This is a genomic window from Lentzea sp. NBC_00516, assembly GCF_036346835.1.
Classification (GTDB): Bacteria; Actinomycetota; Actinomycetes; order Mycobacteriales; family Pseudonocardiaceae; genus Lentzea; species Lentzea sokolovensis.
The window spans coordinates 554,935-581,183 of record NZ_CP107840.1 but is presented as its reverse complement, the minus strand read 5'-3'; the positions used below and the strand labels follow the sequence as shown (position 1 = coordinate 581,183).

The 26,249-nt window shown below is 69.9% G+C and carries 25 protein-coding genes; 6 read left to right on the top strand and 19 right to left on the bottom strand.

Annotated elements, in window-relative coordinates; translation table 11 throughout:
• Positions 1-141: 141 nt before the first annotated feature.
• Genes OG205_RS02745 through OG205_RS02735 form a run of 3 tightly spaced genes read right to left on the bottom strand, consistent with a single transcriptional unit; the run spans position 142 to position 5,252 of the window.
• Complete coding sequence (locus tag OG205_RS02745) at positions 142-2,289, bottom strand: acetate--CoA ligase family protein (RefSeq protein WP_330274631.1); 2,148 nt, start codon at positions 2,287-2,289, stop codon at positions 142-144.
• A gap of 21 nt (positions 2,290-2,310) precedes the next feature.
• The gene (gene frc, locus OG205_RS02740; RefSeq protein ID WP_330274630.1) at positions 2,311-3,552 is read right to left on the bottom strand and encodes a formyl-CoA transferase; all 1,242 of its coding nucleotides are present in this window, start codon (positions 3,550-3,552) and stop codon (positions 2,311-2,313) included.
• Between the two features lie 14 nt (positions 3,553-3,566).
• The gene (locus OG205_RS02735) at positions 3,567-5,252 is read right to left on the bottom strand and encodes a thiamine pyrophosphate-binding protein (RefSeq protein ID WP_330274629.1); all 1,686 of its coding nucleotides are present in this window, start codon (positions 5,250-5,252) and stop codon (positions 3,567-3,569) included.
• A 126-nt stretch (positions 5,253-5,378) separates the two neighbouring features.
• Here OG205_RS02735 and sucC point away from each other — a divergent pair, with 126 nt between their 5' ends.
• On the top strand, positions 5,379-6,479 hold the full coding sequence (gene sucC / locus OG205_RS02730) for an ADP-forming succinate--CoA ligase subunit beta (protein ID WP_330274628.1): 1,101 nt from the start codon (positions 5,379-5,381) through the stop codon (positions 6,477-6,479).
• Entirely contained in the window at positions 6,479-7,357 is an 879-nt protein-coding gene (sucD, locus tag OG205_RS02725; RefSeq protein WP_330274627.1) for a succinate--CoA ligase subunit alpha, read from the top strand. Before sucC ends, sucD begins: the two co-directional genes overlap by 1 nt.
• 112 nt (positions 7,358-7,469) lie before the next feature.
• Here sucD and OG205_RS02720 read toward each other — a convergent pair whose 3' ends face one another.
• From OG205_RS02720 to OG205_RS02690, 7 genes are all read right to left on the bottom strand, one after another.
• Positions 7,470-8,369, bottom strand: a complete 900-nt coding sequence (locus tag OG205_RS02720; protein WP_330274626.1) for a hypothetical protein — start codon at positions 8,367-8,369, stop codon at positions 7,470-7,472.
• Positions 8,366-8,665, bottom strand: a complete 300-nt coding sequence (locus tag OG205_RS02715) for a type VII secretion target (RefSeq protein ID WP_330274625.1) — start codon at positions 8,663-8,665, stop codon at positions 8,366-8,368. The genes OG205_RS02720 and OG205_RS02715 overlap by 4 nt, the downstream gene beginning before the upstream one ends.
• Positions 8,662-9,006 carry a YbaB/EbfC family nucleoid-associated protein gene (locus OG205_RS02710; RefSeq protein ID WP_330274624.1) on the bottom strand — a complete coding sequence of 115 codons (345 nt, stop codon included), beginning with the start codon at positions 9,004-9,006 and terminating at the stop codon, positions 8,662-8,664. Before OG205_RS02710 ends, OG205_RS02715 begins: the two co-directional genes overlap by 4 nt.
• A 13-nt stretch (positions 9,007-9,019) precedes the next feature.
• Positions 9,020-9,637, bottom strand: coding sequence for an ESX secretion-associated protein EspG (locus tag OG205_RS02705; RefSeq protein WP_330274623.1), 618 nt, complete (start codon positions 9,635-9,637; stop codon positions 9,020-9,022).
• Entirely contained in the window at positions 9,634-9,936 is a 303-nt protein-coding gene (locus OG205_RS02700) for a hypothetical protein (protein WP_330274622.1), read from the bottom strand. Before OG205_RS02700 ends, OG205_RS02705 begins: the two co-directional genes overlap by 4 nt.
• Positions 9,933-11,009 carry a hypothetical protein gene (locus OG205_RS02695; protein WP_330274621.1) on the bottom strand — a complete coding sequence of 359 codons (1,077 nt, stop codon included), beginning with the start codon at positions 11,007-11,009 and terminating at the stop codon, positions 9,933-9,935. Before OG205_RS02695 ends, OG205_RS02700 begins: the two co-directional genes overlap by 4 nt.
• Positions 11,010-11,102: 93 nt before the next feature.
• On the bottom strand, positions 11,103-13,214 hold the full coding sequence (locus OG205_RS02690) for an XRE family transcriptional regulator (protein ID WP_330274620.1): 2,112 nt from the start codon (positions 13,212-13,214) through the stop codon (positions 11,103-11,105).
• Positions 13,215-13,302: 88 nt separating this feature from the next.
• On the opposite strand from OG205_RS02690, the gene OG205_RS02685 reads away from it, so the two are divergent.
• A complete protein-coding gene (locus OG205_RS02685) occupies positions 13,303-13,902 on the top strand; it encodes a DedA family protein (protein WP_330274619.1) in 600 nt (199 codons plus the stop codon).
• On the opposite strand, the gene OG205_RS02680 is transcribed toward OG205_RS02685, so the two are convergent.
• Positions 13,865-14,584 carry an SDR family NAD(P)-dependent oxidoreductase gene (locus OG205_RS02680; protein WP_330274618.1) on the bottom strand — a complete coding sequence of 240 codons (720 nt, stop codon included), beginning with the start codon at positions 14,582-14,584 and terminating at the stop codon, positions 13,865-13,867. The two genes, OG205_RS02685 and OG205_RS02680, sit on opposite strands and share 38 nt — an antisense overlap.
• A 109-nt stretch (positions 14,585-14,693) precedes the next feature.
• Here OG205_RS02680 and OG205_RS02675 point away from each other — a divergent pair, with 109 nt between their 5' ends.
• Entirely contained in the window at positions 14,694-15,536 is an 843-nt protein-coding gene (locus OG205_RS02675; protein WP_330274617.1) for an alpha/beta fold hydrolase, read from the top strand.
• Here the strand turns inward: OG205_RS02675 and OG205_RS02670 are convergent.
• The 4 genes from OG205_RS02670 to OG205_RS02655 are packed head-to-tail and all read right to left on the bottom strand — an operon-like array spanning position 15,511 to position 19,501.
• Positions 15,511-16,614, bottom strand: a complete 1,104-nt coding sequence (locus OG205_RS02670; RefSeq protein WP_330274616.1) for a macrolide family glycosyltransferase — start codon at positions 16,612-16,614, stop codon at positions 15,511-15,513. The genes OG205_RS02675 and OG205_RS02670 overlap by 26 nt on opposite strands.
• 32 nt (positions 16,615-16,646) lie before the next feature.
• On the bottom strand, positions 16,647-17,558 hold the full coding sequence (locus OG205_RS02665) for a Gfo/Idh/MocA family protein (protein WP_330274615.1): 912 nt from the start codon (positions 17,556-17,558) through the stop codon (positions 16,647-16,649).
• A gap of 4 nt (positions 17,559-17,562) precedes the next feature.
• The gene (locus OG205_RS02660; protein ID WP_330274614.1) at positions 17,563-18,630 is read right to left on the bottom strand and encodes an ABC transporter permease; all 1,068 of its coding nucleotides are present in this window, start codon (positions 18,628-18,630) and stop codon (positions 17,563-17,565) included.
• Between the two features lies 1 nt (position 18,631).
• Positions 18,632-19,501 carry an ABC transporter ATP-binding protein gene (locus OG205_RS02655; RefSeq protein ID WP_330274613.1) on the bottom strand — a complete coding sequence of 290 codons (870 nt, stop codon included), beginning with the start codon at positions 19,499-19,501 and terminating at the stop codon, positions 18,632-18,634.
• A gap of 90 nt (positions 19,502-19,591) precedes the next feature.
• Here OG205_RS02655 and OG205_RS02650 point away from each other — a divergent pair, with 90 nt between their 5' ends.
• Positions 19,592-20,065, top strand: coding sequence for an NUDIX hydrolase (locus OG205_RS02650; RefSeq protein ID WP_330274612.1), 474 nt, complete (start codon positions 19,592-19,594; stop codon positions 20,063-20,065).
• Here OG205_RS02650 and fdhD read toward each other — a convergent pair.
• On the bottom strand, positions 20,062-20,901 hold the full coding sequence (gene fdhD / locus OG205_RS02645; RefSeq protein ID WP_330274611.1) for a formate dehydrogenase accessory sulfurtransferase FdhD: 840 nt from the start codon (positions 20,899-20,901) through the stop codon (positions 20,062-20,064). The two genes, OG205_RS02650 and fdhD, sit on opposite strands and share 4 nt — an antisense overlap.
• A 390-nt stretch (positions 20,902-21,291) precedes the next feature.
• The gene (locus tag OG205_RS02640) at positions 21,292-22,533 is read right to left on the bottom strand and encodes an MFS transporter (RefSeq protein WP_330274610.1); all 1,242 of its coding nucleotides are present in this window, start codon (positions 22,531-22,533) and stop codon (positions 21,292-21,294) included.
• 62 nt (positions 22,534-22,595) lie between these two features.
• Between OG205_RS02640 and OG205_RS02635 the strand changes: the two genes are divergently transcribed.
• The gene (locus tag OG205_RS02635) at positions 22,596-23,966 is read left to right on the top strand and encodes a molybdopterin molybdotransferase MoeA (RefSeq protein ID WP_330274609.1); all 1,371 of its coding nucleotides are present in this window, start codon (positions 22,596-22,598) and stop codon (positions 23,964-23,966) included.
• Here the strand turns inward: OG205_RS02635 and OG205_RS02630 are convergent.
• The gene (locus OG205_RS02630) at positions 23,955-25,043 is read right to left on the bottom strand and encodes a winged helix DNA-binding domain-containing protein (RefSeq protein ID WP_330274608.1); all 1,089 of its coding nucleotides are present in this window, start codon (positions 25,041-25,043) and stop codon (positions 23,955-23,957) included. The two genes, OG205_RS02635 and OG205_RS02630, sit on opposite strands and share 12 nt — an antisense overlap.
• A gap of 34 nt (positions 25,044-25,077) precedes the next feature.
• Positions 25,078-26,247, bottom strand: coding sequence for a 4-hydroxybenzoate 3-monooxygenase (locus OG205_RS02625; RefSeq protein ID WP_330274607.1), 1,170 nt, complete (start codon positions 26,245-26,247; stop codon positions 25,078-25,080).
• Positions 26,248-26,249: the final 2 nt, after the last annotated feature.

Genomic DNA, 26,249 nt, shown 5'->3' with positions numbered 1-26,249 from the left:
GAGGACCGGCTGTCTTCGTTGACCTCCCTGGCGGGTTCGCGACCGTGGGCGTGTACACGGTCGCGGACGGGCCATCTCTCCTTGTACTGCCGCAAAGTGGTCGCCGGTCTCTCCCAAGACCAGCGACCACTCACGACTTATCTACAGCAAGCCGGCAGCACGGGCCCACCGGTATTTGGCACCCAGTACTGCGACAGGCTTCTCCGTTGTGTACGGATACGCAACCACTCCGTTGCGGTACAGGTACTCGCTGGCTTCCTCGACCTCGACGTCGCCCGCGAGCGAAGCGACGACGGGCTTGTGGATCCCGTTCGCCCGGTACTCCTCCACGACGTCGACCACGAGCTTCGCGAACACCATCGGTGGCGTGACGATGGTGTGCCAGTAGCCGAGGATCAACGAGTGGATGCGGTCGTCGGCGAGACCGAGCGCGATCGTGTTCCGGTACGTCGAGGGTGGTTCGCCGCCGGTGATGTCGATCGGGTTGCCCGCCGCGCCGAACGGCGGGATGAACTTCCGGAACGCCGCGTCCAGGTCGTCCGGAATCTCCATGAGCGACAACCCGTTGTCCACACAGGCGTCCGAGAGGAGCACGCCCGAGCCGCCCGCTCCGGTGATGATGACGACGTTCTCGCCCTTCGGCGTGGCCAGCAGCGGGATTCCACGCGCGTACTCCAGCAGGTCGTTCAGGCCAGGTGCGCGGATCACGCCGCTCTGCTTCAGGATGTCGTCGTAGACCCGGTCGTTGCCGGCCAACGCGCCGGTGTGGGAGCTCGCGGCCTTGGCGCCCTGGTCGGTCCGGCCGGCCTTGAGCACCACGACCGGTTTCTTTTCCGAGACGCGTTTCGCCGTTTCCGCGAAGGACCGGCCGTCCTTGAGGTCCTCCAGGTGCATCGCGACGAGCTGGGTGTTCGGGTCGGACTCGAAGAACGTCAGCAGGTCGTCCTCGTCGATGTCGGCCTTGTTGCCCACACCCACGATCGCGGAGACGCCCATGCCCGCGGAACGGCTGAATCCGAGGATCGCCATACCGATTCCGCCACTTTGCGACGTGAGGGCGACGCCGCCCTTGACGTCGTACGGCGTGCAGAACGTCGCTGAGAGGTTCTCCGGCGTGTAGTAGTAGCCGTAGATGTTCGGGCCGAGGATGCGGACGCCGTGCTTGCGCGCGATGGCGACGATCTCGTCCTGCAGTTCGATGTTGCCCGTCTCGCCGAAGCCGGACGGGATCATGATCGCGCCGCCGACGCCCTTCTTGCCGACCTCTTCCAGCGCGGCCGGCACGAACTTGGCCGGGATGGCGAACACCGCGACGTCGATGTCTCCCGGTACGTCGGCGATGCTCGCGAACGCCTTGCGGTCGAGGATCTCGTCCGCCTTGGGGTTGATCGGGTAGATCTCGCCCTGGTAGCCGCCGTTGACGAGGTTCCTCATCACCGAATTGCCGATCTTGCCCTCTTCGTTCGAGGCACCGATCACGGCGACGGCGTTCGGCCTCATGATCCGGTTCATCGAGGCGAGGATCTCTTCCTGGGTGAACCGGTGCGGTTGTTTGGCGGCGTTCTCGTCCACCAGGATGCGCACGTCGACCGCGGTGGCCCCGGAAGGCGTTGCCAGCACGGGGTTCAGGTCGACCTCGGCGAGCTGCGGGAAGTCCGTGACCAGATCCGACACGCGGTGGATCAGGTCGGCGAGCTTGTCCGCGTCGACGCCCTCCGCGCCACGCACACCGCGGAGGATCTCCGCCGCCGCGATGCCGTTGACCATGGAGAGGGCTTCGGCAGGGCTCGTGGGTGCCAGCCGGAACGTGACGTCCTTGAGCACCTCGACCAGGATGCCGCCGAGACCGAACGCGACGATCTTGCCGAACGTCTCGTCGGTGGTGGCGCCCACGATGACCTCGTGGACCTCTTTCCCGGTCGGCAGCTGCTGCTGGACCTGGACGCCGGTGACGTCCGCGTCCGCCTTGTAGTTCTTGGCGTTGTGGATGATCGTGCGGTAGCCCTCGGCGACCTCGGCCGCGTTCTTCAGGCCCACCAGCACGCCGCCGGCCTCGGTCTTGTGCAGGATGTCCGGTGAGACGATCTTGAGCACGACCGGGTAGCCGATCTCCTCGGCGAACGCGACGGCGCCCTCCGACGACTTCGCCAGCGCCTCGGCCGGGGTCGCGATCCCGTAGGCGTCGCAGACCCGCTTGCCCTCCGGTGCGGTGAGCGACGACCGTCCCTCGGCCCGCACCTTCGCGAGCACGTTCTCGACCGCGGCGCGGTCGTAGCCGTTGTCCGGCATGAGATTCTTCTCCCTCGAGGATTAGATGACGCCGGCGGCACGCAGTCCCGCGAGGCGGTCCGCGCTGTACCCGAGTGCTCCGAGGACCTCGTCGTTGTGCTCGCCGAGCAGCGGCGGGCGCTGGATGTCGACCGCGGAGTCGGATAGCTTGAGGGGGTTGCCGACCGTCTTGAACGAGCCGCGTTCGGGATGCTCGACCTCGACCACGGTGCCGAGCTCTGCCAGCGTCTCGTCCTCGATGATCTCCTTTGTGGACAGAATGGGTCCGCACGGGATGTTGTGGGCGTTGAGCTTGTCCATCACCTCCCACTTGGTGTGCTTCTCCGTCCACTCCTCGATCAGCGCGAACGCCTTGTCCAGCTTGGAGAGCCGGACCTCGGGCGTGTTCCAGGCCGGGTCCTCGGCGAGTTCGGGCCTGCCGATCAGCTCGGTCAGCGGGGCCCAGCCGACGGGCTGGATGATCACGTAGATGTAGTCGTTGGGGCCGCCGGGGGCACAGCGCACCGCCCAGCCGGGCTGGCCACCACCGGATGCGTTGCCGGAGCGGGGCACCTCGTCCCCGAACTGCTCGTTCGGGTACTCCCCCAGCGGCCCGTGGGTGAGCCGCTGCTGGTCGCGCAGCTTCACCCGGCACAGGTTCAGGACAGCGTCCTGCATCGCGACCTGGACGCGCTGCCCGCGTCCGGTGTTGGTCCGTTGGTACAGCGCGGCCAGGATCGCGGCCACCAGGTGGATGCCGGTGCCCGAGTCGCCGATCTGCGCGCCCGTGGCGAGCGGCGGCCCCTCCTCGAACCCGGTGGTGCTCATCGAGCCGCCCATCGCCTGCGCGATCACCTCGTACGCCTTGAAGTCGGCGTAGCGGCCGGGCCCGAAGCCCTTGATCGACGCGTAGACGAGCTTCTCGTTGAGCGCCTGCAGCTTCTCCCACGGGTAGCCGAACCGCTCGACGACACCGGGGCCGAAGTTCTCGACGAGGACGTCGACGTCGCCGATGAGCTTCTCGAAGACCTCTTTGCCTTCGGGGGACTTCATGTTGAGGGTGATGCTCCGCTTGTTGCAGTTGAGCATCGTGAAGTAGAGACTGTCCACATTGGGCAGATCACGCAGCTGGCCGCGGGTGATGTCTCCCCGTCCCGGGGTTTCCAGCTTGATGACGTCCGCGCCCAGCCAGGCGAGCAGCTGGGTCGACGACGGTCCGGACTGCACGTGCGTCATGTCGAGGACTTTGACGCCCTCAAGGGCTTTGGTCGGAGTTTTACCCATTTTGGTCAGCTCACCTACTTGTACATCGTCTGGTTCATGGTTCCGGGCGCGTACACGTCGGGGTCGATCCACACGTTGATCAGCGAGGGCTTGCCGGACTCGCGGGCCCGTTGCAACGCCGGCGCGATGTCCTTGGGGTCGCGCACTTCCTCGCCGTAACCGCCGAGCATCTTGGCGAACTGGTCGTAGCGCACGTCGCCGAGCGTGTTGCCGACGCGTTCGCGTTCCAGCCCGTACTTGGCCGCCTGGCCGTAGCGGATCTGGTTCATCGACGAGTTGTTGCCGACGATGCCGACGAACGGCAGGTTGTAGCGGACCAGGGTCTCGAAGTCCCAGCCGGTGAGGCTGAACGCGCCGTCGCCGAACAGGGCCACGACCTCCTTCTCGGGCCTGGCCAGTTTCGCGGCCAGCACGAACGGGATGCCGACGCCGAGCGTCCCGAGTGGACCGGGGTCCATCCAGTGGCCGGGTGACTTGGGCTGCACGACCTGACCGGAGAACGTGACGACGTCGCCGCCGTCGCCGATGTAGATGGAGTCCTCGGTGAGGAAGTCGTTGATCTCGCTCACCAGCCGGTACGGGTGGATCGGCAGGTCCTCGGAGAGCAGGTGCTCGGCCCGCTTCAACCGGGCCTTCTCCTCGACCGCTTGCAGTTCCTCCAGCCACACCTTGCGGCCCATCGCGCCGTTGTCCTCACGGCCCGACGCGGCCGCCGCGACGCTGGACAGGACCAGATCGGCGTCACCGACGATGCCGAGGTCGACGTCGCGGTTCTTGCCGACGGTGCGGTAGTCGAGGTCGATCTGGACGACCGTCGCGTTCGCGGAAAGCCTTCGCCCGTAGCCCATCCGGAAGTCGAACGGGGTGCCGACGATCACGATGACGTCGGCGTTGTCGAAGGCGTAGCGGCGCGACAGCTGGAAGTGGTGCGGGTCGCCGGGAGGCAGGGTGCCGCGGCCCGCTCCGTTCATGTAGGCGGGAATGTTGAGGGTGCGGACGAGGTCGATCGCGGAGTCCGTGGCCCGCGTCGTCCACACCTGGGAACCCAGCAGGATCGCGGGCTTCTTGGCGTGCACCAGCAGGTCCGCGAGCTTCTCGATGTCCGCCGGGTCACCGACGCTGCGCGTGGACGCGCGGTAGTGGCCCGCTTCCGGTATCCGTGCGGTGCTCAGCGGCACCTTGGCGTCCAGGACGTCCCTCGGGATCTCCAGGAACGACGGGCCCGGCGCGCCGGCGTTGGCCTCGCGGAACGCCATCGACACCATGTCCGCGATGCGGGCGGTGTGCGGGACGTTGGCCGCGAACTTCGTGATCGGCGTCATCATGTCCACGTGCGGGAGGTCCTGCAATGAGCCCATCTTGTGCTGGCTCAACGCGCCCTGGCCGCCGATCAGCAGCATCGGGCTCTCCGCGCGGAACGCGTTCGCGACGCCCGTGACGGCGTCCGTGGTGCCCGGACCCGCCGTGACGACGGCGCAACCGGGCTTGCCGGTGATGCGGGCGTAACCGTCGGCCGCGTGTGCCGCGACCTGTTCGTGCCGGACGTCGATGACGGCGATGCCCTCGTCCACGCAGCCGTCGTAGATGTCGATGATGTGCCCGCCGCACAGCGTGAAGATGGTGTCGACGCCCTCGGCTTTGAGCGCCTTGGCCACCAGGTGGCCCCCAGAAATCGACTCCGGCTCCGCGGAACTCGTCATCGGCGATCAGCTCCCCTTGGCGCTTCGACTGTAGATTGCATACCGTATGAGGTAGGCATATCGTTACTCCGCTACCAACCGGATGTCCATAGATGGCCGCAAGTTTTCGGCGAGAGGACGTAGACGGTGGATCTTTTCGAACACGAGGCGCGGGACCTCTTCGAGCGGTACGGGGTGCCCGTTCCGCGTGGTTTCGTGGCGGACACTCCTGAATCCGCGCGCGAGGCCGCCTCGAAGCTCGGCGGCACTGTCGTCGTGAAGGCTCAGGTGAAGACCGGCGGCCGCGGCAAGGCTGGCGGCATCAAACTCGCTTCGACGCCCGACGAAGCTTTCGGCGCGGCCTCGGCCATCCTGGGGATGGACATCAAGGGCCACACCGTGCACAAGGTTCTGGTCACCGAGGCGAGCGAGATCGCCGAGGAGTACTACCTGTCGTTCCTCCTCGATCGTGCCAACAGGACGTTCATCGGCATGGCCTCGGCCACCGGCGGCGTGGAGATCGAGGAGATGGCGGACTCCATCACTCGAATGCCAGCTTCGTCCTTCGACGCAGCTGCGGTGTTTCCACCGTCTGTTGCCGCGGAGGTGAACGCCGTCGCTTCCGCTTTGTGGAAGGTCTTCGTGTCCGAGGACGCGACACTGGTCGAGGTGAACCCGTTGGCGCGCACCAAGGACGGCCGGATCGTCGCTTTGGACGGGAAAGTGACGCTGGACGACAACGCGTCGTTCCGGCACTCTCGACCTTCGGACAGCGCTGTCGGTGACCCGCTGGAGGTGCGGGCCGCCGAGAAGGGGCTGAACTACGTCAAGCTCGACGGCACCGTAGGTGTAATCGGCAACGGCGCGGGTCTCGTCATGTCCACATTGGACGTCGTGGCGCTGGCCGGCGCCGCGCCCGCGAACTTCCTCGACATCGGCGGCGGCGCCTCGGCCCAGGTGATGGCCGACGGCCTCGACGTCATCCTCTCGGACCCCGCGGTCCGCAGCGTGTTCGTGAACGTGTTCGGCGGCATCACCGCGTGCGACGCGGTGGCCAACGGAATCGTGCAGGCCCTCGGCATGCTCGGCGACCGAGCCGACAAACCGCTGGTAGTCCGTCTCGACGGCAACAACGCCGACGCGGGCCACCGCATCCTCGACGAGGCACGACACCCGCTGATCACCGTGGCGCACACGATGGACGACGCGGCGGGCCGTGCCGCCGCTCTCGCTGGCAAGGAGTCCTGATGGCGATCTTCCTCGACGAGAACAGCCGCGTGATCGTGCAGGGCATGACGGGAGCGGAGGGTGCCAAGCACACCCGCCGCATGCTCGCGGCCGGCACGCAGGTCGTCGGCGGCGTCAACGCGCGCAAGGCCGGCACCTCCGTCGACTTCGACGACGTCACGCTGCCGGTGTACGGCACGGTCGCCCAGGCGATGGCGGAGACCGGCGCGAACGTGACGGTGCTCTTCGTCCCGCCCGCGTTCACCGGCGACGCGGTGATCGAGGCGGTCGACGCCGGCATCGGGCTGGCCGTGGTGATCACCGAGGGCGTCCCGGTCCACGACACGGCACGCTTCTGGGCGCACGCCCAGGGCAGGTCCACGCGGATCATCGGCCCGAACTGCCCCGGCATCATCAGTCCCGGCAAGTCCAACGCGGGCATCATCCCCGCCGACATCACCAAGCCAGGGTCGATCGGCCTGGTGTCGAAGTCCGGAACCCTGACGTACCAGCTGATGCACGAACTGAAGGACTTCGGCTTCACCACGTGCGTCGGCATCGGCGGCGACCCGATCGTCGGCACCACGCACATCGACGCCATCGAGGCGTTCGAGGCGGACCCGGACACCGAGCTGATCGTGATGATCGGCGAGATCGGCGGCGACGCGGAGGAACGGGCGGCGGAGTTCGTGCGGGACAACGTGTCCAAGCCCGTGGTCGGCTACGTCGCGGGCTTCACCGCGCCCGAGGGCAAGACGATGGGCCACGCGGGCGCCATCGTCTCGGGTTCCTCGGGCACGGCGGAGGCCAAGAAACTGGCCATGGAGGCGGTGGGGATCAAGGTCGGCAAGACGCCGTCCGAGACCGCCGCCCTGGCCAGGGCGATCCTGACCAGCTAGCAGAACCGGCCGTCTCGGTCCGCCAGGGCGTGGGCCGAGACGGCCGTGGGCGCGGGCGGGCTGACTGTCTCGGTCCGCCCCGATGCGGGCCGAGACAGTCGCGCCCGCCGCCCTAGCCGACCGGCTGCTCTGCCCGGTCCGCCTCCGTGCGGGCCGAGACGGTCGGCAGTTCCGCACGGCCCGACGCCGTGTTGCCCGACGCCGTGTCGCCCGACGCCGTGTCGCCCGACGCCTTGCTACTCGCGGCCGACCCTCCCTCGGCCTTGTCCCCGATCACCGACATCGCCTGCTTCACGATCTTCAGCACTGCCTGCGCGCCCTCGACCAGCTTGATCAGGTTCTCGCCGCTGGCCAGCAGTTCACCGAGCTTGGCCGCGATCTGCGCACCGCACTCCACGGCGATCTGCACGCACTGCGGGATCGCCACGGCGATGCTCTGCCCGAACGTCGCGGCCGCCGCGGCGATCGCCTGCGTCATGATCGGCACGATCTTGCCGACCGCCTCGGTGATCAGCCGCGTCACCTCGGCGACGACCTGCGCGACGACCTCGCCCGCCTTGATCAGCGCGGTGGCGTTGGTCAGCGCGGTCTCGGCGACGGACAGCACCCCGTCGACGAGTTCCTTGCCGGTCTTGGCGTACTCGGCCGCGCTGTCCCCGGTCCACTCGCTGGTCTCGCTGCCCGCCTTCGCGCCGTACTCGTCGGCCAGGGTGGTCGCGGCCTTGCCGGCGTTCTGGAACTCGCCCGCGCCCTGCCGCACACCGTCCGGGTTGCCGCGCAACTGGTTCAGCGGCTCCTCGAGGAACGAGATCATCGGCGTGAGGAAGCCGACGCCCGCGCTGTCCAGTGCCTGCAACGGTTTCCCGTTCGAACCCAGTTCGCTCATCTGGGCCTTGGGCGTGGCGGCGAGGTCGGACGACAGCCACTCGTCGCCCGCGATGGCGCTCGTGGTGGTGCGGAGTTCGTTCAGCAGCGCGGCGATCGTGCCCGCGTCCGCCGCGGTGGCGGTCATCGGCCGGCTCCCGTGATGCTCTCGGCGTTGCGCTCGTCGGTGCGCTGGTAGTTCTCCGCGGTGCGCCGCATGCCCTCCCCGACCTTGTCCATTGTGGACGCGACGTGCGCGAAGGCGCCCATCGTCTCCCCCATCGGGCCGCTCAGGCCCGTGGCGAGGAACTGGGCGAACGAGCCGAGCGACTCCTGGCCGAGCTGGTCGGGCAGCCGGGTTCCGGTCTCGGACAGCTGGTCGGCGTACCCGGTCAACGTCGTGGCGTGGCGCCGCAACTGCTCGTGGTCGGCGGTGAAGCTCATCGCACGGCCTCCGGCAGGTGCCTCGTGATCTGGTGCAGTGCGTCGCTCTCGCCGAGGTAGTCCGCCATCACCTCGGTCATTCGCGCGCTCGCCAGCCGTTGCGCCTCCCGCGCGGTGCTGACGATCAGCATGGCGAGCGTGTCGACGTCGAGCTTGCGTGCTGTCGGCGTCAGCACGACGTCGCCGAGCACTCCGCCCGCGTTCACGGTCACGGTGACCTCACCGCGTGGCGACGTCGCCTTGGCTCCGACCTCGGCCAGGCTCGCGCTCGCCGACCGTGCGCTGTAGGCGACGCGCTCCAGGCGTTCCTGGTAGTCCGCCAGCCACTGTGCTGGATCCACTTCTCCCCCTCTTCTAGGCTCGCGCGACCGCGGCGAGCTCACCGATCAGCCGGACCAGGTCGTGGTGCCGCAACGGGTTGACGCTGACCCAGCCGTCCTCGCCCACGTCGACCCTGACCCGTCCGCCCGCACTGTCCAACCAGGACACTTCCTGGCGCTGCCCGCCCCTGATCACGCCCGCCTGGCCCTGCCCGGTGACCTCCAGGTCGAGTCCGGCGCCGGGCGGCAGGGTGATCGGCATCAGTTGCGCGGGCCTCGACTCCGGGATCAACGCCACGAGCTCGTCGCCGAGCGTCTCCGCCTCGACGTGCGTGACCCGGACCGTGCTCTCGGACTGCGTGCACACCAGCGCGTCGTCGCCGTAGACCATCGCGACCGCACCCGTTCCCGGCACGACGAGGTCGACCACGGCGGTGTGCTCGTGCAGCGCGGTCACCAGTTCGGCGGCCATGCCCGTCGGGCCGTGCGGTGCCGCCAGTCCGCGTGCCTGCAACCCGTGGCCCGCCTCGGCGAGCAGCGTCGCGCGTTCGTCCGCGAGCCTGCCGAACGACGGCACCCGCAACGGGAACGGCCAGCGCACCCCGGCGTGCGTGGCGAGCAGGTCCATCTCCACGAGGTCGAAGGCGATCATCGCCCCGCCTTCCGCGCCTGGTCGTCGTCGGTCTCGGTGTAGGTGGTTCTGATCTCCGCGAGCATCTGCCGGAACTCGCGCACCTCGCGTTCGGCCGCGCTCACCTCGCCCGCGAGCCCCGACCCGGCGTCCTTGAGGCGACGCGACAGGTCCTGGGCTGGCGGGGCGGTTCCGAGCAACGGCGTCCGCTCCGCCAGCCTGCTCGCCGTCGAGACCAGGTCGCCGGTCAGCTCGGCCAGCCTCGTCAGCGTCTTCACCCGGTCCTGCAGCTGGTCGGGCGAGACTTCGTAGCCGGTCACCGGTCCTCCCCGATGACCGCCGGAGACACGCGCTCGGTCACCGCGAACAGGTCGTGGTCGAGCGTCGGCATCTGGTTCTCGTGGTGTTCGTCCTCGTCCTTGCGGGCGCCTCCCGGCGGCGGTGCACCCATCGCGTTGTTCTGGGCCGCCGTTCTCGGGTCGGCGGTGAGCGTTCCGGTCGCGGCGATCCCGCCGTGCTGCCCGAACATCACCCCCGCCCGCATGCCAGGGGTGAGCTGCTGGCTGACCGGGGTGGCGGCGCCGATCACCGGCCCACGGGTCGTCGCCACCGAGCCACCGCCACCGCCTCCTCCCACGAGGCGTTGCCACGGCACGCCACCTGAACTGGGTGTTTTGACCTGCGCCACGGCCGCCGCACGAGGCGTGGGAGCGGCCTGCGGGATGTTGCCGCGGGCGTCGTCGATGAGGCGGCCGCTGCCGTTGAGGCTGGACTCGTAGGTCTGCATCGCCCGGACCGCCTGAGCCTTCTGCTGGTCGGCCGAGGCGGCGCCGAAGTAGAAGTAGAAGCCCGAGGCGGCTCCGGCGGGCATGGTCGGAGCGCTCGGCAGGGCCATCGGTGCAGGTGCGCTGGGCAGCGAGAACGGCGCGGGAGCCGTCGGGAGCGCGAACGGGGCGGGCGCGAACGGCGCCGGTGCGCTGGGCAGCGCGAACGACGCCGGCGCGGTGGGCAGCCCCGGCACCGTCGGCAGCCCCGCGAACGCCGGCATCGTCGTCCCGGGAGCCGGTGGCGGCGGCATCGCGGCACGGGCCGCGGCCAACGCGTCGGCCGAGTCCTGCGCGGCCTTCTGCCCGGCCACCGCCAGTTCACTGATCTTCTCGACCCGCTCGGCCAGCGCCCCCAGCCGAGCCGAGGCCTCCTCCGCCGCGGCCCCCGCCCACCCGTCGAGCAACGCGGTCCGCTGCTCCCGGAGCACCTCGGCGTGCGCGTCCAACGCGGCGCGGTGCCGCGTCCACTCCTCGGCGACGGTGCTCACGTCCGCGACATCAGCGTCCTGCCACAGCATCCGGTGCAACTCTTCATGGCTGTACGCCTCCCAGTTGATGCCTGACACCCCTGGTTCCCCCTTCGTCCCGGCAAACGATCACACCGGGACCAAACGAGGGAACAGGCCAGACGACCGGCCACTTGTGGCCGGTCCACCTGATCAGCGCAAACGCGCGAAATGCTCCTGCAGGCGCGCGTGCCGGAACTGGTAGACCGCACCGGCCCGCCGCAGCACGCCACGCCGATAGGCGTCGTCCAGGAACGCCGGCAACCCCCACGGCAGCTTCCCGGTCAACGGCAACCAGACGCGCGCGAACACCACCCACTGCCCCCACGCGGTCAGGCTCAGCACGTACGCGAGCCCACCCCCGACGCCGCCGACGAGCCCGAGCGCCAGCGCCGTCGTCGGGCTCCACAGCACCTCGAACCGCAACGCCGTCAGCCCGCTCGCGACGACCCCGGTGGCTCCTGCGACGAACACCGCGAACACCGGCACCATCGCCGCCACGAGTCCGAGCACCGCGCGCCGGTTCGCCTCCAGCAACCCGTCGGGACTGCCCGCCGACCGCACGTCCAGCGGCGCCTCCATCGCGGCGACCACGGCGAACACCAGCGCGGCACCGAGCCCGAACACCAGGCCGAACACCCCGATGTCGACCAGCACCCCGGCAGACCACGGAACATCAGGCGTGACCAGCCAGAACGCCATCGCGCGCACCAGCCCGTAGGCGGCACCGACCGCCCCGCCGAACGCCAGCCCGAGCAATCCGCGCGACCACACCCGCCGCCCGGCCCTGCCACGCAACCGCAGCCGCGTCCGCACGGGTTCGAGCGGGGTCCTGCGCACCACGAACCGGTGCGCCACGCCGAACAACAACCCGGTGACCAGCCCGATCATCGCCGCGAACAGCAGTCCCCTGGCGGTCAGCCCGCCGACCAGGACCGTCTCCAGCCCCAGGTCGGCCACTCCGACCGTGATCCCGACGGTCAGCCCGGTCACCACCGAGGAGGTGCCGAACTGCCACCACGCCACGTCGTGCGTCCCGAGTCTGGTCAGGTGATCGGCGAGATGACCCAGCCAGGGCTGCACACGATCTGCATGCACCCCGTATACAGCCGGTACGAAGCTGCTGAGCAGGTGCCGTTCGATCTCGTCGGGCGCGTGCAGGTCCAGCAACGCGGCCGGATCGTGGTCAGGGGTGTCGCTGTAGATCCGCCGCGCGAGCGCCACCATCAACGGCGTCGTCAGCACCTCGGCGAGCGGGCCACCGTTGCGCACCTCGTCGAGAACGGGCTTCCAGACGTTGCCGCCCGGCCCGGTCTTGCGCGTGGTGCGCGGCAGGTAGTCGGCGAGGTCGTCGCACGTCAGATCGGCCAGCACGACCGCGACGGCCGACGTCAGCACGTCCGTGCCCTCGACCACGTCGCGATACTCGTCCACCCGGCTGGTCAGCAGCAACGGCAGAGTGGTGGTGTTCAACGCGGTGAGCGCCGGCCGATGCAGTCCGGTCGCGATCTCGTCGAAGCCGTCCAGCACCGGCAGCACCCGCTGCGAGTCGACCAGCGCCGCCGCCAGCGTCCCGCCGCTCGGGCCGGGAGCCGCGAGGAACGGGTGGTCGCGCGTGAGCTGGTCGGCGAGCCAGTCGCGCAAGCCGGCCCGTTCGGGATGCCACGCCCCGAGGCTGAAGATCACCGGCACCGGATCGGCCGGGTTGCGCGCGGCGAGCAGATCCAGCACGAACCGCGTGGTCAGCACCGTCTTGCCGGAACCCGCCCTGCCCAGCACCACCAGCCGCCGGGACCCGACCCCGCGATATACCTCGACGACCTGGTCCAGCCGTCCTCCGAGCGCGGCCTCGCCGCCGATGTTGAGCCAGCTGTCCATCAACGACGCGGGTGCCGCGTCCCACCGCACCGGCAGCGGCACCGGGTCGTGGATCTGCCGCTGCTCCTCTTCGCGCCGCCACCGCGCCTCGATGGCGACCTTCAACGTCTCGACGGCCTCGTGCAGCGGATCGAACCTCACGGGCTCCACGGCGGCCACGGGTTCATCGCGCCCAGCGGCGGAGAACAACTCGGTGCGCTCAGCGCCGGTGAGCTCCAGAGCATCGGCCAACGCGCGCACGGTGCCCATGCGTGGATCGGTCCGTTCGCCGGTCTCCAGCCCCCGCACCGTGCGAATGCCCACGGCAGCGCGTTGAGCGAGCGCCTCCTGGCTCAAGCCCGCTCGCTGCCGCCACTGACGCAGCAGTAAGCCGAACTGGCTCGCCACAACCGCCCCCTCGTCCTGATGATCAGCAGGGTACCGAGACGGCCGTGTCTCGTGGCCGATCCCATCCGGTTGGAGGAAGATCGCGGATGTGCTGACCGAGTGGCTCCACACCGTTCCACCGCTGCTGGTCTACGTCGTCGTAGGCCTGGTGGTCGGTGTCGAGAGCATGGGGATCCCGCTGCCGGGCGAGGTCGTGCTCGTCGCGGCGGCGCTGATGGCCTCGCACCACGACGGCATCTCACCGCTGTGGGTCGGCATCGCCGCGTCGTCCGGGGCGATCATCGGCGACAGCATCGGGTACGCGCTGGGCAAGCGGTTCGGGCAGCGGATCTTCGGCTGGGCCGGCGAGAAGTTCCCCAGCCACTTCAGTCCGGACAAGGTCGGCCGCGCCCAAGCGCTGTTCGAGCGCTACGGCGCCTGGGCGGTCTTCTTCGGCCGGTTCGTGGCGTTGCTGCGGATCCTGTCCGGTCCGCTCGCGGCCACGATGGGCATGCACTACGGGAAGTTCCTGCTGGCCAACGCAGCTGGCGGCATCGCGTGGGCCGGCGGCACGACGGCGGCTGTCTACTTCGTGGGAGAAGCCGCCGAGCACTACCTCGCGGAGTTCTCCTGGATCGCGCTCGTCGTCGTGCTGCTGGTGGTCATCGGGTTCAGCGTCCGAGGCCGGCTCCGCCGTTCACCCCGATGACCTGCGCGGTGATGTGCCCTGCCTCCGGTGAGGTCAGGAACGCGATCGTCGCGGCGACGTCCGCCGGGGTGCCCGCACGGCCGTTCGCCGGGTTGCCCACGAGCTTCTTGCGCCGTTCCTCACTCAGGGTGCCGCCGAAGAACTCGGTGTCCTCGACGACACCCGGCGACACGACGTTGACCGTGATCCCCCTCGCCCCCAATGCGAACGCGAGGTCCGCCGTCCACGCCTCCACCGCGGACTTGGCCGCGCCGTAGGCACCGGAACCCCGCCTGCCCGCGATCGAGCCGAGCGTCACCACCCGCGCGTTGTCGGCCAGCCGCGGTTCCAGCGCGGTCGTCACGAGGACGGCGCTGACCACGTTGGACTCGTAGTTCGCGAGCCACAGGTTCCGCACGTCGGTGAGGTTCTGCGGCGCGGGCAAGCGGCGGGTCATGTTGCCGCCCGCGTTGTTCACGAGGACGTCCACTGAGGACGGCAGGTCGTTCAGCGCGGCCTCGACCGACTCCGGGTCCGCCGCGTCGAACACGACCGCCCGTGCGCCGATCTCCCCCGCCGCCGCCTTGAGCACGTCCTCGCGCCTGCCCGTGATCACCACGTCCAGGCCCTGCTCGGCGAGCCGGGCGGCCACCGCCCTGCCGATGCCGGTGCCGCCGCCGGTCACCACTGCTGTTCGTGTCATGCGACCTTTGATAACAGGGGAATACATGCAGGTCGATCGGCCTGTTAGCCCATCGGGGTTCACGTCTGTGACTAGGCTGCTCAGACCCGACTCCACTGGGGAGAACCTCATGAAATCCCACGTTCTGGAAACCGACAAAGCAGCCATCACCTACGACGTCAGCGGCGAAGGTGGCCGTCCGTTGATGATGATCGGCCAGCCGATGGACGCGAGCGGCTTCGTGGCGTTGCGCGAGCAGTTCCCCGACCGCACGGTGATCACCTACGACCCGCGCGGTCTCGGTCGCAGCACCCGTTCGGACGGTCGCACCGACAACACCCCCGAAATCCAGGCGGCGGACGTGCACGCGGTGATCGAGGCCGTGGGCGGTCCGGTCGACCTGTTCGCGTCCAGCGGCGGCGCGATCACGGCTCTCGAACTGGTGGCGGCCTACCCGGACGACGTCGTCACGCTCGTCGCACACGAGCCGCCACTCATCGACGTGCTGCCCGACGCTCCCGCCGCGCGCCGGGCCCGTGACGGGTTCATGAACGCGTACCAGGCCAACGGCCAGGGCGCGGGCATGGCGGCGTTCATCCAGATGACCTCGTGGCAGGGCGAGTTCACCGACGAGTACTTCGCGCTGCCGCTGCCGGACCCCGCGCAGTTCGGGATGTCCGCCGAGGACGACGGCAAGCGCGACGACCCGTTGCTCGGGGCCGCCTCGCTCGCCATCACCGACTACTACCCGCGCGTGCAGGAGCTGGCGGCCGCGCCCACTCGCATCGTGATCGCCGTGGGCGAGGAGACGGGCGACGCGTTCACCGGGCGCACGGCCGTCCACACGGCACGCCTGCTCGGCCAGGAAGCCACCGTGTTCCCCAGCCACCACGGCGGTTTCATCGGCGGCGAGTTCGGCTACGCGGGCAAGCCGGAGGAGTTCGGCGTCAAGCTGCGCGAGGTGCTCGGCTGAGGATGATCTCGGCGGCCTTCGCGGCGCCGCCGCCGTGAGCGATGGCGGCACGCATCCGGTCGAGGTTCCGCCGGATCGTGCCGCTGGCCGCCACCCGTTCGACCGCCGCTCGCAGGTCCGCGTGGTCGTCGACCCGTTCGCCCAGGCCGAGTTCGGTCACGCGGTCGGCGTTCGCGGCCTGTTCCGGCGTCTGCGGGACGATGACCAGCGGCACGCCCTGATGCAGTGCCTCCATCGTGGAGTTCATGCCGCCGTGGCTGATGAACGCCTTGGCGTGCTTCAGCACCGCGGGCTGCGGGAACCAAGGTTGGACGTCGATGTCGTCCGTGCCCTCCACGTCTTTGGCGGTCATCGCGACCTGCCAGGCGCCGTCGCCGAACTGCGCGGCACAGGCCCGGTAGAAGCCGGCGTCGCTCATGATCGAGCCGAGCGAGACGAACAGCAGCGGCACGTCGTCACGGCGCGGTGACCACTCCTCGTCCAGCCTGCTGCCCAGCACCGGGCCGACGAAGTGGAACGACTCGTCGAACGTCTCCTCGTACGGCTGGAACTCCCGCGGCACGAACACGATGCTGCACGCCTCGGGTGCCTCGATCGTGCTCGGGATGTCGAGCTCCACGTCGTAACGGCTGGTGAACTTCGCCAGGTCGGCGGCGATATATCGCGCCAGGCTCGCGTCCATGAGGTTGTAATGCGCGTTGGATGCGGTGTGCGGCACCGTGCGCACAGCCTGTATACCGAGTGCGTGCGCGACCAGCCTGGCGGGCCAGCTCGTGGAGTCGTAGCAGATCAGGTCGGGTTCGGCGGTCCGGCAGTGGTCGAGCAGGACCGGGTAGGTCGCGCTCATCGCCCGGAAGTAGTGCGGAAACCACTCGTCGATCGGGTTGGCGGTGACGGGCCGGAAGTCGGGCAGCGCGGGGAGTTCCACCCATCGCGCGCCCGCTCCGATCACCGCCTCGGCGTGCTCGGCGCCGGTCGCGTAGTCGACCTCGGCGCCGCGTCTGGTCAGCTCCTCGACGACCGCGAGGGTCGGCGTGACGTGTCCATGTCCTGCGAGCGTGACGAACAAGATCCCCATTGGCCCGATCCTGCCGAACGGGGTCAAGCGGTTTATCGCAGGAAGGCCTCGATCACCTCGGCCACGCGCAGCCCGCTGGCGAAGTCCGCCAGGTCACGCGGGTGCTCGCCGCGCACGGCCTGTGCGAACAGCGTGAGCCGCGAGTAGTCGGACCCGGTCTGCTCCAGCGGCACGGGTTCCCACGCTCCACCGTCCGAAGTGGACAGCAGGGCCCACTGGTCGAGGCGCAGCGACCGTTCGGTGCCCCACGCGGTCCACTCGTAGATCTCGGGCCCGGCCAGTCCGGAGAACGCCGACACGTGCACCGGCGCGCCACTGCCCCGCAGCACACCGCGGGCCGCCACCTCGGCCGCGCCGGGTTCGGGGAAGTCCGACGACACCGACTCGACCGTGAGCGGCCCGAGCATCCGGTCCGTCAGGTAGACGAAGTGCGACAACACCTCGCGGACGAACCCGCCCTGCTCCGACCGCGACAGCCAGGTCGCCTCCGCCTGGAACGCCCTGGGCCAGCGCGGGAACTGCAGCCGGATCTCCACGCCCCGCAGCGTGCCCAGTTCGGGCAGCCGGCGTTCGATCTCGACCGTCGCGACCATGTCGGACAACGCGAAGTTCACCGCGTTCGGCCGGCCCTGGGCGGCTTCGGCCATCGTGCGGGCCTCGGCGAGGTCGACGGCGAGGGGCTTCTCGCAGAACACCGCCTTGCCGGCCTGGAACGCCTTCGTCGTCAGCTCGGCGTGCGAGGCGGGCGGCGTCGAGACGTACACCGCGTCCACATCGGACAGCACGTCGTCCAGGTTCGTGACGACCGGGACGTCGAGCGTGCGAGGTGCGACGTCGACGCCCGCGACCACGGTGAAGTCGGGATGTGCCAGCGCCGCCGTCAGCATCCGGGTGCCCATGGCTCCCAGGCCGACGACGGCGAGGCGAATCGGATCAGCGATCATGCGCCTATTCTGCAGGTGCCCAGGCCTTGGAGAGCTTCACCCGGCCGCCGGTCTGCAGCAACGAACCGGTGTAGAGCCGTGACGCGACCAGCAGGATCACCACGACGGTCACCGCGAGGATGCCGAGGGAGAGGATCGCCTCCCACGCCGCGGCCTGTTCGGAGAACAACCGGACCGGCATCGCGACGCCGGCCGTGAAGGGCACGAACGACATCCACTTGAGCACGACGGGGTTCTCGTAGAAGAACTGCACGCCGAAGTACGGTCCCATGACCGCGATCATGACCAGGCCCATCGTCGAGCCGAGGTCCTCCTGACGGCTGACGAGCGCGCCCGCCACGGCCCACATGGACGAGATCAGCACGAACCCGAGCATCAGGAACGGGATGAACCAGCCGAGCGCGGGCGCCACCACCCCCAGCAGTTCGCCGAGTCCCGCGACCCGCAACGCGATCGGTGCCGCGAGCGCCAGGACGACGACCTGGAGGAGCGTCAGGATCGTGTGCCCGAGGATCTTGCCGGCGAGCAGTGCCCGCACCGGCACGGTCGACACGAGGATCTCCACGATCCGCGTCTGCTTCTCGGTCACGGTGCTCTGCGCGATGGCCGCGCCGCCCATGCCGAACATCAGGAACACCAGCCCGAACACGATCACCGTGACGGACCGCTGTCCGGACGTCACCGCCGAGGCCTCGAGCAACTCCACCGGGGGCGACTCGACGAGCCGGCGGATCACGCTGTTGGGCGGGCTGTTGAGCGCGAGGACCTTGATCCCGGCGCCGTCCGGCACGATCGCGGCGTCGACGTCGTCAGCCCTGACCAGGTCGGCGGCCTCCTGCACGCTGCCGACCTCCTGCACGTCGAGTGCCTTGCCCTGCACCGCTTGCACGGCCGACCCGACCGCGGCGACCTTGGGGTCGTCGCCCCCGAACACCGTCGGCAGGATCGTGAGCGCGAACAACCCGACGACCGTGAAGAGGAAGCCGATCCAGAAGCCCTTGGTGCCGACCAGGGTCTTCATCTCACGTTCGGCGACGAGCCACGTCGCCTGGCTGAAGGAGGCGCGAGCCATGTCAGATCACTTCCCTGAAGATCTCGTCCAGCGTGGGCACGACCGGCGTGAACGAGCGGACCTCGCCGCGGTCCAGAGCCGCCCTGAGCACCTGCTGGGGTTCCGCCTCGAACACCGCGCGCGGCCCGTCGAGCTCCAGGATCCTGGCGCCGGGCACGTCGCGCACCCAGCCCGCGTCCTCCTGCACGACGATCTCGTACCGCTCCCCCGCGTGCCGGGCGCGCAGTTCCTCGCGTGACCCGTTGGCCACGATCCGTCCCTTTGAGATGATCACGACGTCGTCGCAGAGCCGTTCCACGATCGCCAGCTGGTGGCTGGAGAACAGCACCGGCACCCCGTTGGCGGCCCGCTTGCGCAGCACGTCGAGCACGGTCTCGACGGCGATCGGGTCGAGGCCGGAGAACGGCTCGTCCAGGATCAGCAAGGCCGGGTCGTGCACCAGCGCCGCAGCGATCTGCACGCGCTGCTGGTTGCCGAGCGACAACTCCTCGAGCCGGTCCCCGGCCCGTTCGGTCAGCTCCAGGTCCGCCAGCAGCGCGTCGGTGTTGCGCTGCGCGGTCTCGCGGTCCATGCCGTGCAACCGCGCCAGCCACGTGATCTGGTCGCGCACCTTCATCTTCGGGTAGAGCCCGCGCTCCTCCGGCATGTAACCGAAGTCGGGCCGGTTCTGCGGCCCGACCTCGGTCCCCTGCCAGCTCACCGTTCCCCCGTGAGCGGCGAGCACGCCCAGCACGATCCGCATCGTGGTCGTCTTGCCCGACCCGTTGGCGCCCAGGAAGCCCGTCATCCGGCCGGGCCGGACGTCGAAGCTCACCTCGTCGAGCACCCTGTGATCGCCGAAGCTCCGGCCGATCCCCCTGACAGTCAACATGGGGAGAACGGTAGGTCGTGGCGTTCAAGATCGCGTCCGCCGCGCGGCATCATCCTCGCGGAGGACCCCTTACGGGCTAACGTCGTCCGCATGACGACCTTTCGGCTGGCCGCCTACGCCGTGAGCATCGAGAACGACCGCGTACTGCTCGTTCGTTGTACATCAGCGTTCGACGAAGGCCATTGGTCGCTGCCCGGTGGTGCGGTGGAGCACGGCGAGGACCCGTTCGACGCCGTGGTCAGGGAGGTCGCCGAGGAGACCGGGTGCGACGGCGAGGTCGAACGTCTGCTGGGCGTGGACTCCCGGTTCATCCCCGCGGCCGAGCGGCACATGCCGGAGAAGGGGCCGCACCAGAACATCGGCGTCTTCTACCGCGTCCGGATCACCGGCGAGCCGCGGCCGGAGCCGAACGGGGCGACCGTCGATCCTGTGTGGACACCGCTGGCCGACGTCGCGGGTCTGCGCCGGGCGGCGCTGGTCGACGTCGGTCTCGCGCTCGCCCTGGGGAGGCCGCCGACCGGGCATGTCGCTGCGGTCCCGGTCGGCGGCCTGGTCATCCACTAACGTGCCCCGGCGGTGACCCCCAGCCGGTGCCCGCCGGTGTAGACGTTCATGGAGGTGCCCCTCAGGAAGCCGACCAGGGTCACGCCCATCTCCTCCGCCAGGTCGGCGGCGAGCGAGGACGGCGCGGACACCGCCGTGAGCACCGGAATCCCGGCCATGACCGCTTTCTGCACCAGTTCGAACGACGCCCGGCCGCTCACCATCAGCACGGTGCTCGTCAGCGGCAGCCGTCCGCCGCGCGTGGCCCAGCCGACGACCTTGTCGACCGCGTTGTGCCGGCCGACGTCCTCGCGCAGGCACAACAGGTTGCCTTGGGCGTCGAACAGCCCGGCCGCGTGCAGGCCGCCGGTGCGGTCGAAGACCCGTTGCGCGGCACGGAGTTTTGTCGGGAACTCGGTGACCATCTTCGGGTCGAGGCGGATCGGGTCGGCCGCGACCTGCCAGGACGCGGTGGTGCGCACGGCGTCCAGGCTCGCCTTGCCGCACAGGCCGCACGACGAGGTGGTGTAGAAGTTCCGTTCGATCGACGGGTCCGGTGGCGCGACGCCGTCCGCGAGCCCGACGTCGAGGACGTTGTAGGTGTTGCTCCCGTCCGCCGTGGCGCCCGCGCAGTAGCGGATCGACGCGATGTCGGACGGCGCGCGCACCACGCCCTCGCTGACCAGGAAGCCCGCGGCGAGGTCGAAGTCGTCACCCGGCGTGCGCATGGTCACGGCGAGGGACTTGCCACGCACGCGGATCTCCAGTGGTTCCTCGACCGCCAGCGTGTCCGGCCGCACGGTGACCGCGTCGTCCACCAGCCGCACCACACGCCGCCTGCTCGTCACTCGCCCCATGCCTTGCCTCCCAGCAGATCGCGACGCACTCGTCGAGCAGCCGCCGCAACACCTCGTCCCCGGACAGCGCCCTGACGGCCCTGGCCACGACCCAGTCGCGCGGCCACCACTTCGGCGCGACGATCCCGGCTCTCCTCGCGCAATGCGCGACCAGACGTTCGCCGGGCGCCTTCCGCGTCCCGATCACCTTGGTGGCGAACGGCAGGAGCTTCCTGCGTCCATCCTCTGTGGACTGATCGTTGACGCACCTCGCCACGCACGCCAGCACCGGGTGCACGCAGGCGGGCCGGTCCGACCAGACCTCGCCCGCGAGCACCGACGTCAGTTCCATCAGGCAACAGCCGTCCGCGGGCGTCTGGTGCCAGCCTGCCGAGAGCCGCGGCAGGCGGCTCACAGGCGCGGCCTGCCCGGTTGTGACAGGTGCCCGGTGAGCACCGCGCCCGCCAGCCCGAGCACACCCGCCGCGATGAACGCGAACGCAGGTCCCTGTGACGCAAGGACAATCGCGGCGATCAACGCCCCCGCCGCTTTGGCGGTGTAGAGGACGCCGAAGTTCCGCGCGCCGTTCGTCTCGCCGAAGTACTCCCTGGTGACGCCGACCAGCAACGAGTAGCAGCACCCGGTGCCGAGGCCCGCGAGCGTGGCGCCGATGAGCAGCCCCGTGACGTTCTGGGAGTACAGCAACACGAACTGCGCCAGCCCGCCCGTCGCCAGCGTCCAGACCAGTGCCTTCCGCCGCCCGACCCGGTCGGAGATCCACCCGACCAGCACGCGTCCGGTGCCCGTCGCCGCGGCCAGCGTTGCCAGCGCGACGGCCCCGAGCACCTCGTCGCCGACGAACAGCGGCAGATACGCGAGGTCGTAAAGGGACACGGCCGCCGCGAACGCCACGCCGCCGTACAGCCACCAGAACGTGCCGCACCGCATGGCCTCGTAGGTCCGGAACTCCTTGAGAGCAGACCGGTTCGGCACGCGCGCCCGGTCGAGCGCCCACTCGCGCGGCGGGATGTGCGGCGGCCACCAGTGCTCGGGCGGGTCCTTCATGACCGCGCCCGCCACCGCGACGACCACGGCGATCGCGATCCCGGCCTGCGCGAGGAACCCGCCGCCGAAGAAGATCCCGGCGGCCAGCACGAACGGCACCGACCCGTACGCGAACGCGCCGCTGACGAAGGCGACCTTCCTGGTCACGCGCTCCGGATACCAGCGGACGACCGTGCCGAGACACGTCGCGTAGACCAGCCCCGCGCCGATGCCGCCGAGAATGGCGTACCCGACCAGTTGCCCCTGCCCGAGCGTCAGAAGCCCGGCGCCGCAAAGGATCGCGCCGATCCACATCGCGCCGGTGGACGTCAGTCTCTTCTGCTCCCTGAGCCAGGCCACCGGAAACGCCGTGCCCGCCTGACAGACGGTCCACAACGCCAGTGCCCAGAACAACTCCGGCACACTCCACCGGTCCTGCAATTGAGGGATCAGCGCCCCGAACCCGTACTGCCCGATGCCGGCCGCGAGCATCGCCGCCCAAGCGGCCCACAGCACCGTGCGGCGCGAGCGCCCCGACGCCTCGACGTCGGTCTCCCCCACCCGGTAGAGCCTGCCGACGTGATCACGGACGTAAGTCGCGACCGACATGCCCTTCACCCCGTCCCGAGGATTGCATACAGTATTCGGTAGGCTATACCACGGGAGCCCTGATGAACATGCCCTGGACGCTCGCCCGCCAGACGGCACGCGACGCCGCGAAGCCACTGGACGCGGCCGAACTCGCCCTGCCCGACGCGCTGGGCCTCGCACTCGCCTCGGCCGTGCGGGCCCTCACCAGCCAGCCGACCTGTGACACCTCGGCCATGGACGGCTACGCGGTGGCGGGCCCCGGCCCGTGGACCGTCGTGGGACGCGTGGCCGCCGGGGACCCGGTGCCTGCTCTGTCGCTGGGGCCCGGGGAGGCGTTCGGGGTGGCGACGGGCGCGCCGGTGCCGGACGGCTCGGATTCGGTGCTCCCGGTGGAGCGCTGCGCCATCGACGGCACACAACTCAGGGAAGCCCACGCCCCTGACAGACGCGGCCGCCTGGACGACCCCAGACCTCGCAGCCACCAACGCCACGGCGCGTCAGCCGATCTTCACGTCCACCAGGACGCCGACCCGCCACCAGACAACCGCGAGACCCCGCCACCCGGCCCGGAGGCCGACCCGTCCGGCAACCACGCCGACCGACGGGACGGCACTCCACTCGACGGCCACGTCCACAGCCGCGAGGCCTCCCCACCCGACGGCCACCACGAGCCCCCGCCCCCAGGCAGACACATCCGCCGCCGAGGCGAGGACTGGTCAGCGGGCGACGAGCTGATCCCCGCCGGTTCCCTCGTCTCCCCTGCCGTCCTTGGCCTGGCCGCCGCGGCAGGCCACGACACCCTCTTGGCCCACCGCCGCCCGCGAGTGGCCGTGATCGTCACCGGCGACGAACTCCTCCACACCGGCCTGCCCAGGCCAGGCCGAGTCCGCGACGCCATCGGCCCGATGCTCCCCGGCCTGCTCACCAGAGCGGACCTGATCGGCACCACCCACCTGCGCGACGACCCGTCCGCCCTCGCCGACGCCCTCAGGTCCGGCGAGGCCGACGTCCTCGTCACCTGCGGCGCCACCTCGGTGGGCCCGGCCGACCACCTGCGCACAGTGCTGACGGGCCTCGACGCCGAGATCCTGGTCAGCGGCGTCGCCTGCCGCCCCGGCCACCCGATGTTGCTCGCCGTCCTACCCGACGGACGCTGCGTCGTCGGCCTGCCCGGCAACCCGTTCGCCGCACTGGCAGCGGTCCTGACCCTGCTCCACCCGCTGCTCGACACCCTCGGCGGCCACACCGCGCGCCCGCCGATCACGGCGTGGTTGGGCGATGTGAACGCTCACCCCCGCGACACCCGGCTGATCCCGGTCACCAGGTCCGGCAACGCGGCCGTCCCCGTCGGCCACGACCGGCCCGGTTCGCTCTGGGGCGCGGCACTGGCGGACGCCCTAGCGGTCGTCCCGCCCGGTCACCGGGGCGGCGAGGTGGAGCTACTTGCGTGAACGCCAGCTGACCTTCGACGAACCGGTCTCGGGCGCGTCCTTCACGACGGTCCGCACCGGCAGTCCGAGGAAGTCGCCGAACCGGGCGATGTGCTCGGCGAGCCGGTCGACGTCGAAGCCCGGCAGCGGCCGCAGTTCCACGTCCACCGAGGTCTTCTTCATGACCCGCCGCCACAGCCCCGCGATCTGGCCGTCCTCGATGATCGTCGCGTAGAACATGCCGTTGTACGTGGAGATCGGGATCTCGTCGTACCGGGTGAAGTGCGCGCTCCGGTCCTTGTACCCGATCACCAGCTCGTCGTAGGCGGGCAGCACGAACGCGCCCGAGGCCGGCTTGAGGTCCGGCGGCAGCCAGTACTCCTTGCCGTCGAACGTCTCGCACACCAGCTCGTGCTTCACCTCATCGAGTCCGCGGGAAGCCTCACGCATGCCGATGCCGCACCAGTTCGCGAAGTCCGCGAGCGTCGCCGGGCCGTGGCTGTCGAAGAACCGCGACGCCAGCACGGCCAACACCTCGTCGCCCTCCAGGGAACGCTGCCGGGGCGCCCATTCGTCCAGCAGCACGAACGTCTGCTCCTTGCCGCGCGGCGGTCCCGGCACCACCAGGCCCTCGTGGGCGAGGTGGATGAACGTGAAGTAGCTCTGCTGGCGGTCGTCCGGGATGCCGACGCCCGCCATCAGGTCGATCATCTCTCGGCGGGTGAGGCAGCCGCCACCGGTGAGCGCCTTCACGAACGTCTTGCGCGCCAACGACATCAGCTCTGGCGTCATGTGGTGGTACTGCCAGGCCTTGGGGGTGAGCCTGGCGAGGTAGCGGGCGCCGAACACGCCCAGCATCCACCGGACGTCCTCGGCCAGGACGTAGTGGATCGTGCCGCGCATCAGCCACGTGCGGATGACTCGTCCGGTCTGCAGCGCTTCCTCGACGTCGGCGATCCTGGCACCCGCCGTGCGCAGGCCGATCGCCCACAGCGACTGGCCGTAGTCCTGGCCCTGCAGGGCTCCGAGCGAGCCGACGACGTCCTCCGCCGACTTGAGCCGTCCGATGTTGCCGAGGCGCAGCGCCGCGATGTCCATCAGGACAGTCTCGCGGACCGCGCTCCAGTTTCACTCAAGCGGGCCAGCAGCCCGTGTACCCCTCGGCCAGGAACCTCGATCCCGCCTCCGACCCGACCACCGAACGCAGTTCGCCGAGTTGCCTGCGCACGTCGAAGTCCGTCGCGCCGGGCAGGGCGTGCAGCATCGTGGTCATCCAGTACGAGAAGTGCTGCGCCTTCCACACCCTGTCCAGCGCACGCGGCCCGTACTCGTCCAGCGCGTCGTCGTCGTTCTTGAGCAACGCGCGTTCGATGACCTCGGCGAGCACCCGGACGTCCTGCAGTGCCAGGTTCAGGCCTTTCGCGCCGGTCGGCGGCACGGTGTGAGCGGCGTCGCCGGCGAGCAGCAACTTGCCGTGGCGCATGGGTTCCGCGACGAACGACCGGAAGCGCAGCACGGTCTTCTCGGTGATCGGCCCTTCCCTGAGCGTGAACCCGTCCGGCCCGGCGACCCGTGCCTGCAGCTCCTCCCAGATCTGGCCGGCGGACCACGCCGCGGGATCGGTCTCCGGGTCGCACTGGAAGTACATGCGCTGATGCGTCTCGGTGCGCTGGCTGATCAACGCGAACCCGCGCGGCGAGTGCGCGTAGATCAGCTCGGGGGCGCTGCGCGGCGCCTCGGTGATGATGCCGAACCAGGCGAACGGGTACTCGCGGAAGCTGTGCGTGCGCAGGGCTTCCGGCACCTGGGCGCGGCAGATCGAACGGGAGCCGTCCGCGCCGACGAGCAGGTCGCAGCGCACCTCCTGCCGCACGCCGTCGCTGTCGACGAACCGGATCGCGGGCTCGGTGATGTCGACCGACGTGTCGCTGACGCCGAACCGCACGTCGCCGCCGTCGCGTTCGCGGGCGTTCGCCAGGTCCACGAACACGTCGGTCTGCGGGTAGAGCCAGACCGACTCGCCGACCAGCGCGCGGAAGTCGACGCGATGGCTCTCGCCGCCGAACCGCAGGTCGATGCCCTCGTGCGGATGCCCGTCGCGCAGCACCCGGTCCGACACCCCGGTCTCGGCCAGCAACCGCGCGCTGTCGGCTTCCAGAATCCCGGCGCGGACCGTGTTCTCGATCTCCACGCGCGTCCTGTTGTCGACAACGACGCTGTCGATCCCGTTGAGGGACAACAGATGCGAGAGCATCAGCCCGGCCGGTCCCGCTCCGACGATGCCGACCTGGGTGCGCGTCATGA